Source organism: Vibrio sp. 10N.286.52.C3, from assembly GCF_041468865.1.
Classification (GTDB): domain Bacteria; phylum Pseudomonadota; class Gammaproteobacteria; order Enterobacterales; family Vibrionaceae; genus Vibrio; species Vibrio crassostreae_C.
Map to the genome: position 1 here is coordinate 1 of NZ_JBFRJM010000141.1, position 6,009 is coordinate 6,009.

7 protein-coding genes and 1 pseudogene are annotated in these 6,009 nt (G+C 43.1%); 4 read left to right on the forward strand and 4 right to left on the reverse strand.

Annotated elements, in window-relative coordinates; genetic code table 11:
* Nucleotides 1-246: 246 nt before the first annotated feature.
* Genes AB4138_RS23810 through AB4138_RS23820 form a run of 3 tightly spaced genes read left to right on the forward strand, consistent with a single transcriptional unit; the run spans nucleotide 247 to nucleotide 3,200 of the window.
* Nucleotides 247-1,347, forward strand: a complete 1,101-nt coding sequence (locus AB4138_RS23810) for a glycosyltransferase (RefSeq protein ID WP_017070860.1) — start codon at nucleotides 247-249, stop codon at nucleotides 1,345-1,347.
* Nucleotides 1,344-2,531, forward strand: coding sequence for a glycosyltransferase family 2 protein (locus AB4138_RS23815; protein WP_372307967.1), 1,188 nt, complete (start codon nucleotides 1,344-1,346; stop codon nucleotides 2,529-2,531). The genes AB4138_RS23810 and AB4138_RS23815 overlap by 4 nt, the downstream gene beginning before the upstream one ends.
* Nucleotides 2,532-2,540: 9 nt before the next feature.
* Nucleotides 2,541-3,200 carry a sugar transferase gene (locus tag AB4138_RS23820; protein ID WP_017063903.1) on the forward strand — a complete coding sequence of 220 codons (660 nt, stop codon included), beginning with the start codon at nucleotides 2,541-2,543 and terminating at the stop codon, nucleotides 3,198-3,200.
* A 267-nt stretch (nucleotides 3,201-3,467) separates the two neighbouring features.
* Here the strand turns inward: AB4138_RS23820 and AB4138_RS23825 are convergent, their stop codons facing one another.
* The 4 genes from AB4138_RS23825 to AB4138_RS23840 all read right to left on the reverse strand — a co-directional run bounded on the left by AB4138_RS23825 (nucleotide 3,468) and on the right by AB4138_RS23840 (nucleotide 5,414).
* The gene (locus AB4138_RS23825) at nucleotides 3,468-3,983 is read right to left on the reverse strand and encodes a GNAT family N-acetyltransferase (RefSeq protein WP_372307968.1); all 516 of its coding nucleotides are present in this window, start codon (nucleotides 3,981-3,983) and stop codon (nucleotides 3,468-3,470) included.
* A 78-nt stretch (nucleotides 3,984-4,061) separates the two neighbouring features.
* On the reverse strand, nucleotides 4,062-4,343 hold the full coding sequence (locus AB4138_RS23830; protein ID WP_372291698.1) for a hypothetical protein: 282 nt from the start codon (nucleotides 4,341-4,343) through the stop codon (nucleotides 4,062-4,064).
* A gap of 194 nt (nucleotides 4,344-4,537) precedes the next feature.
* Entirely contained in the window at nucleotides 4,538-4,942 is a 405-nt protein-coding gene (locus AB4138_RS23835) for a DUF1801 domain-containing protein (protein WP_372170536.1), read from the reverse strand.
* Between the two features lie 103 nt (nucleotides 4,943-5,045).
* A complete protein-coding gene (locus AB4138_RS23840; RefSeq protein ID WP_372307970.1) occupies nucleotides 5,046-5,414 on the reverse strand; it encodes a hypothetical protein in 369 nt (122 codons plus the stop codon).
* Between AB4138_RS23840 and AB4138_RS23845 the strand changes: the two are divergent.
* A pseudogene (locus AB4138_RS23845) lies at nucleotides 5,347-5,970 on the forward strand (IS110 family transposase); the annotation flags it as partial. The gene AB4138_RS23840 and the pseudogene AB4138_RS23845 overlap by 68 nt on opposite strands.
* Between the last annotated feature and the right edge of the window lie 39 nt (nucleotides 5,971-6,009).

Sequence of the window (6,009 nt, forward strand, 5' to 3'; positions counted from 1 at the left end):
TAATTTAGGCAACAACGCCCCCAAGCCCTATGATTCAAACTGCCATTCAATTGTATTTTGTTTTGATTCCCATTTTGAGAAATGAAAACTGCCCTAGAATTAAATAATCTAAACAACTGAAAAATAACGGTTATTTAATTGGCACAACTCCTGCAATCTCCTTGTGTAGTTAAACGTTTTAAAGAAGTTACTTCAATAGAAACGTCAGAAAGGCGAAACAACAATTATAAAGGCAGGGTCCAAACTATGAATACGCATTTAACGAAGCATGGCAAAAAGATCATACACGTTGTTCAGCACCTTGCACCGGGTGGATTAGAAACCCTAACTCTGGATTTGCTCCGCCTTGCTAAACCAACAGACCAAGTGTTGATTGTCAGTTTAGAGGGTACTAAACAAGAGTCTATAAACAACTGGCCGAAGCTAGAGCCATACAAAAAGCAAATCGTCTTTTTGGATAAAGCACCAGGCGTACAATTCAATATCATTATTAAGCTAATTAAAGCCTTCAACGCGATTCGCCCTGATGTGGTTCATACCCATCATATTGGCCCACTGTTATACGCTGGTTATGCCGCTCGCGTAACCGGGGTTCCAACTCGAATCCATACCGAACATGACGCTTGGCATCTGAACAACAACAAACGTCGTCGATTACAAGCGCTTGCTTTAAAAGCTGCTCAACCAACGTTAGTTGCCGATGCGACACGTGTTTATAACCAACTACGCACTGCTTTTTCTTATGAGAACATCATTACCATCAAAAATGGCGTTGATTGTGAGAAGTTTAAGCCAATGTCGAAAGAACACGCGAGAGCAAAACTAAACCTGCCGACAGACAAACACATCATCGGTTGTGCAGGTCGACTAGAACATGTCAAAGGCCAAGACCAACTTATTAAAGCACTGACTCTTTTACCTGCAAACATGGTTGTCGCATTGGCTGGCGGCGGTACTAAACGCAATCAACTAGAGCAACTGACTAGCCGCTTGAATCTGAGTGACCGAGTCATCTTTCTTGGCTTAGTTGAAGACATGACCACGTTTTACGGAGCGTTGGATACGTTCTGCCTACCTTCACGCCACGAAGGGCTGCCGCTTTCTACACTTGAAGCTCAAGCATGCAATATTCCAACCGTCGCAATGGACGTTGGTGCCGTCGATGAAACCTTATGTCCAGTCAGCGGCGCCCTCGTCAAAAGCGGCAGCATTGTGGGGTTAGCTAGTGCGCTATTAGAAAAGCAAAATGAACGCTTTTTGTCACCTCGTCGTTACGTACTCGAAAACTTCGACATCATCAAAATGGTTTCGTCTTACAACGATATATCAGAAGGAGCTTACGCATGATTGATTGGTTGCTTGCGGGACTTTGTTTGTTTTCAGGTGCGTTGATTGTCTATCATCACGCAGCCTACCCTTTGTTACTGCGTTGGTATGCGAAAAGCCACCCCGCACGCAAAGTTGAAGAGAGTCATCGTTGCTACAAAGAGGAACAGCAAGATTGCACGTTGCCGACCATCACCGTTCTTGTTCCTGCATTTAACGAAGAACAGTGGATCGCAGACAAGATTCGTAACCTTGCTTCACTCGATTACCCAAAAAAGAAGTTGGAAGTCATTATCGCTTGCGATGGTTGCACTGATAACACAGTCGCCATTGCACAAATGGCCATCCAAGAAGCGATGTGCAGTGATGTTTATTTTGAGATACATGACCATCAAGTAAACCGAGGTAAAGTCGCGGTTGTTAATGAAGAAGTGACACGTATAACCAGTGATATCACGGCGATGAGTGATGTTTCTGCCCTTATTTCATTGGATGCTTTGCTTATAGCTGCCGCTCATTTTGAAAGTGACAAGGTTGGAGTGGTAAACGCAACGTATCAACTTTGTCCAACAGGCAATGAAGGCGAAAACACGTATTGGCAGTACCAAACCGCGGTTAAAGAGTCTGAGGCTTCGTTAGGTTCTAGCTTGGGTTCTCATGGCGCTTTCTACTTGTTTAGAACACACCTGTTTGAACTGCTTCCACTCAACACTATTAATGATGATTTCATCTTACCGATGCAAATCGTTAAACAAGGTTACATCGCCGAATACGAAACCCAAATGGTTGCATTAGAGCTAGAAGAATCGAACCTAGAAACAGACTTCAAAAGAAGACTTCGTATTTCAGCGGGCAACATGCAACAAGCGATTCGATTATTTGCCTTGTTCAGCCCGAAGTTTAAAGGCATCGCGTTTGCGTTCTTTTCAGGAAAAGGGCTTCGCCTACTCACTCCATATTTAATGATTGTGTGCTTAGTGTGCTCAATCTTACTTAGCAACTACTTGGTATTTGAAGCGCTGTTATGGGCTCAAGTTGCCGTTTATACCATTGGCGTCCTTGGCTGCATCTTGCCAAAGCGTCTAGTAAACAAACCTATTTCATTAATCTCTTATTTGATAGTTGGACACTACGCCAACTTCATTGGTGGCATTCGTTACCTAATCGGACTAGAAAACTCACCTTGGACACGAGCAAATCATTAAGGACTTATTATGATGAACATCGAACAGCTATCTACCCAAAACCTATACCAATACAAAATCTCACGTGCTAAACGTACTTTCGATTTTGTAAGCTCACTGATTGCTTTGATTTTGCTAGCGCCCGTATTTCCGTTGATTGCGATGGCGATTGCACTCACTTCTCGTGGCCCTATTTTCTACCGTCAATTGCGCGTTGGTAAATCGACACCGGAGAAAATGGAAATCTTTGAGATCATGAAATTCCGTAGCATGTACGAGGATGCAGAAACTCGCTCTGGTGCAGTTTGGGCTACCGCGAATGACCCGCGAATCACGCCTGTTGGCCGCTTTTTGAGAAAGACACGTCTTGATGAACTGCCACAACTGATCAATGTACTGAAAGGTGAAATGTCTCTAATTGGCCCACGCCCTGAACGCCCTACTTTTTACACCAAACTAGAGAACGAAATTCCTTACTTTGCTGACCGTACATACGGTGTAATGCCTGGTATTACAGGGCTTGCACAAGTAAATCAAGGTTACGACACCTGTATTGATGATGTACGTCGTAAAGTAGGTTTTGACCACAGTTATGCACTAAGCCTATGTTCGGTTAAGTCTTGGATTGCCGCTGATCTCAGCATCATCTCTAAAACAATCATCGTAATGGTAGATGGTCGAGGTCGCTAAACCAGTATGGTCTAATGTGGATACAAAGCCTGTTTTCTATAAAGCCTTAGGGGGCGATTGGAAAGTCGCTAATGAAACACATAGTGCCGAATTAGCCCACGTTAACTAGACTCGCTGCTCTCGGTTCTCAGTTGAATGGTGTAATAAGGTTTCTTCCCTATCAATTGACGTAAACATTGGCAATGAATGTATAACGCAGATGTGGCTTGAGTTAGGGATTAGAAATTAAGAGCTGAGAGCTCAGAGTTAAGAATTAAGAGTTAAGAGTTAAGAATTAAGACGAGAAAGCTTATATTCATAGAAAACCACAGCACTTTCGTCAGAGGCTTGCTCAACAAAACCTAGCTTTTTAAGTAAGTTGGCAGAGGCTATGTTTGAACGATCGACACCGCCAATCAGTGTGGACCATGACTCCGTTTTTGCGACTTCTGTGATGAAACTCTTCAGTAACTCACTCGCGAAACCCTTGCCCCAGAACTCTTCTGCAAGCAAGTAGCCAATATGAGCATCACTTTCGTCTTCTACATAAGCGAACAGAAAACCAATCAATTGATTATCGTTGGATTTCACTTGAAGTAAGCGGCTCCCCGACAACATTCGGTCGAGCCAAATTTCAGCCAGCTCACCTGACACAATACCATGAAAGTATGGTGGAAGGTTTTCAACGACTGACGAGGTTAGAATGCCAGGTACTCGCTCAAGCAGAGCCGAACGTTCAGGAACAGTAAGTTCACCTGCGACTTCTTCTACTTTTAGTCTTTGAGTTTCAAACGAGATCGCCATGTGTCCTGCCTAATTCGATAAAAATGTGGATTATACACCTGAGTTCTCGTGTTGGCTTCGTTTCCAGGCTAAAGCAAACTAAAGAACAGCCACGCCTTCAACTTCAATCACTGAGTTAACATTTGCTCGCTCGATTATCTTGAGTAACGTCGTTTGAACTAATTCATTATCTCGGATTTCGGTTTCACATGAAAAACGCTCTTCTTGAACACCATCGCCCTCACCCAGCATAAATTGAACCGCGACTTCCGTTGCGAGATCTTTGGTCGTCCCGTAATACGCTAACGTGATTTTTGGGTATCCGTTGTCGCCTTTTTTAACCTGCTTCGCGATACGTTTTTTAGCTTTATCTAAATTCATACAACTTCCTTTTAAGACTGAAATACAAGGTGACTAGAACACCTTTTTAAACGGTAAGCAATACAATCAGCGTTGGTTATAGAGATTCCCTAGCCTCTTGATACTAATCAAGATGGTACTGTCTTAGCACTTTAAAGAGTGATAGCTAGAACACAGAAAACCTGTTTAAGAAATATAATGACAACACATAAGAATTACGCGCCAAGAAGCGGTAGATGTTTTCGTTGTTGATAAGTTAAGGCTAACTCTAAGCACTGCTTGATTGGTGCTTTGGGAAGTGGTTCAGTTAGGTTCAAGACGATTGCCCGATTACCTTGAAATACCAATGTGCCATCGTGCAATTCTCTGAATGTGTCGACTAGCTTCGTTTGACAGTTAAAGAACAAGTAATAGTTGTTTGGTGACTTCAATTTCCAGTCGATTCGAATTGGGCTGCCCGTCTTAACGCTGTAACTCGGCTCGCCCCATTTCAGAGACTCTTCGACTTCACCTAGTTCCAAATCAGAGCAAAGCTCAAAGATTAATGAACGCAACTCTTCAAGCCGAGCTCGAACATCATCGGGATACTCGTCGAAATGTGTTTTGATTGCTTGGTCCATTGAACCTCCGATCCACTTGTTGAGATATTAAAATGCAGCTCACTTAAAGCATACAGCCATAAAATTAGTCCAACTCAAAACGAAAAGTGCCAAGCCTCGTAAATCACTTTTGCGTTATCTGTTCGTTAGCGGTTTTCAACGCCAGCTTTAAACCGTCCGTATCCTTACAACCAATGTAAACATGCTTTCCATTGCTTAGGCTTAACTTAAGCGCTGAACCTATCGATGCATTATACAACCAACCATCGCTCAGCATTCGGATACCAATACCTTGATACCACTTGCTTTGATAGAACGATGTCTCTGTAATGTCTGACACTTCTACATTCTTACGCCAAAAGCCAAAGCCGAAATACCAACTTAGTACATTGTCTTTGACCTCAATGGTCATAGAGAAAAAGAGCAAAGCAATCAAACCAGCTCTTACTGTCATAAAGCCAAAAAACATACGCCTAATGAGTGACTTAGTCATTCGCCGAAACCAGTTGTTATCCATGCAAACCATGGAAAAGAACCGAATCCAGATACTTCCCGCTTCTCTCCATCCGACTATCAAACCGATGCTAACCACGATAAAGAATCAAATCACCAAGTTAGAAGAAAAGCTCGTTAAACTCATTGAAGATAGCCCTGAATATCAGGCTAAAAACACAATATTGCAGAGCGTCCCTGGAATAGGAAACATTGCCGCTGCATCAATAATTAGCAACGTACCAGAACTTGGCTACATCACAAATAAACAAGCGGCATCACTAATTGGTGTCACTCCAATAACACGCGAAAGTGGGCGCTACAAAGGTAAGCGCGTGATCCAAGGCGGTCGAGCGCAAGTACGCACAGTGTTATATATGGCAATGATGTCAGCCATGCAATGTAACCCCGTATTCAAAGCAACTTATGCTCGACTTGTAGCTGCCGGAAAGCCTAAGAAAGTCGCAATAATCGCGTGTGTTCGAAAGATGGTTGTGACTCTTAACTCTATGCTGAGAGATGGCGCCATGTGGGATGAAAACACTGCCAAAAATTAATCATTGACGCCATAGTCGTTTGTTGAACGAAGCCGCTAC

Bases quoted from the DNA above. Each gene is read 5' to 3' on its own strand.
- AB4138_RS23810 (WP_017070860.1), top strand. From the start codon at position 247: ATGAATACGCATTTAACGAAGCATGGCAAAAAGATCATACACGTTGTT.
- AB4138_RS23815 (WP_372307967.1), top strand. From the start codon at position 1,344: ATGATTGATTGGTTGCTTGCGGGACTTTGTTTGTTTTCAGGTGCGTTG.
- AB4138_RS23820 (WP_017063903.1), top strand. From the start codon at position 2,541: ATGATGAACATCGAACAGCTATCTACCCAAAACCTATACCAATACAAA.
- AB4138_RS23825 (WP_372307968.1), bottom strand. From the start codon at position 3,983: ATGGCGATCTCGTTTGAAACTCAAAGACTAAAAGTAGAAGAAGTCGCA.
- AB4138_RS23830 (WP_372291698.1), bottom strand. From the start codon at position 4,343: ATGAATTTAGATAAAGCTAAAAAACGTATCGCGAAGCAGGTTAAAAAA.
- AB4138_RS23835 (WP_372170536.1), bottom strand. From the start codon at position 4,942: ATGGACCAAGCAATCAAAACACATTTCGACGAGTATCCCGATGATGTT.
- AB4138_RS23840 (WP_372307970.1), bottom strand. From the start codon at position 5,414: ATGACTAAGTCACTCATTAGGCGTATGTTTTTTGGCTTTATGACAGTA.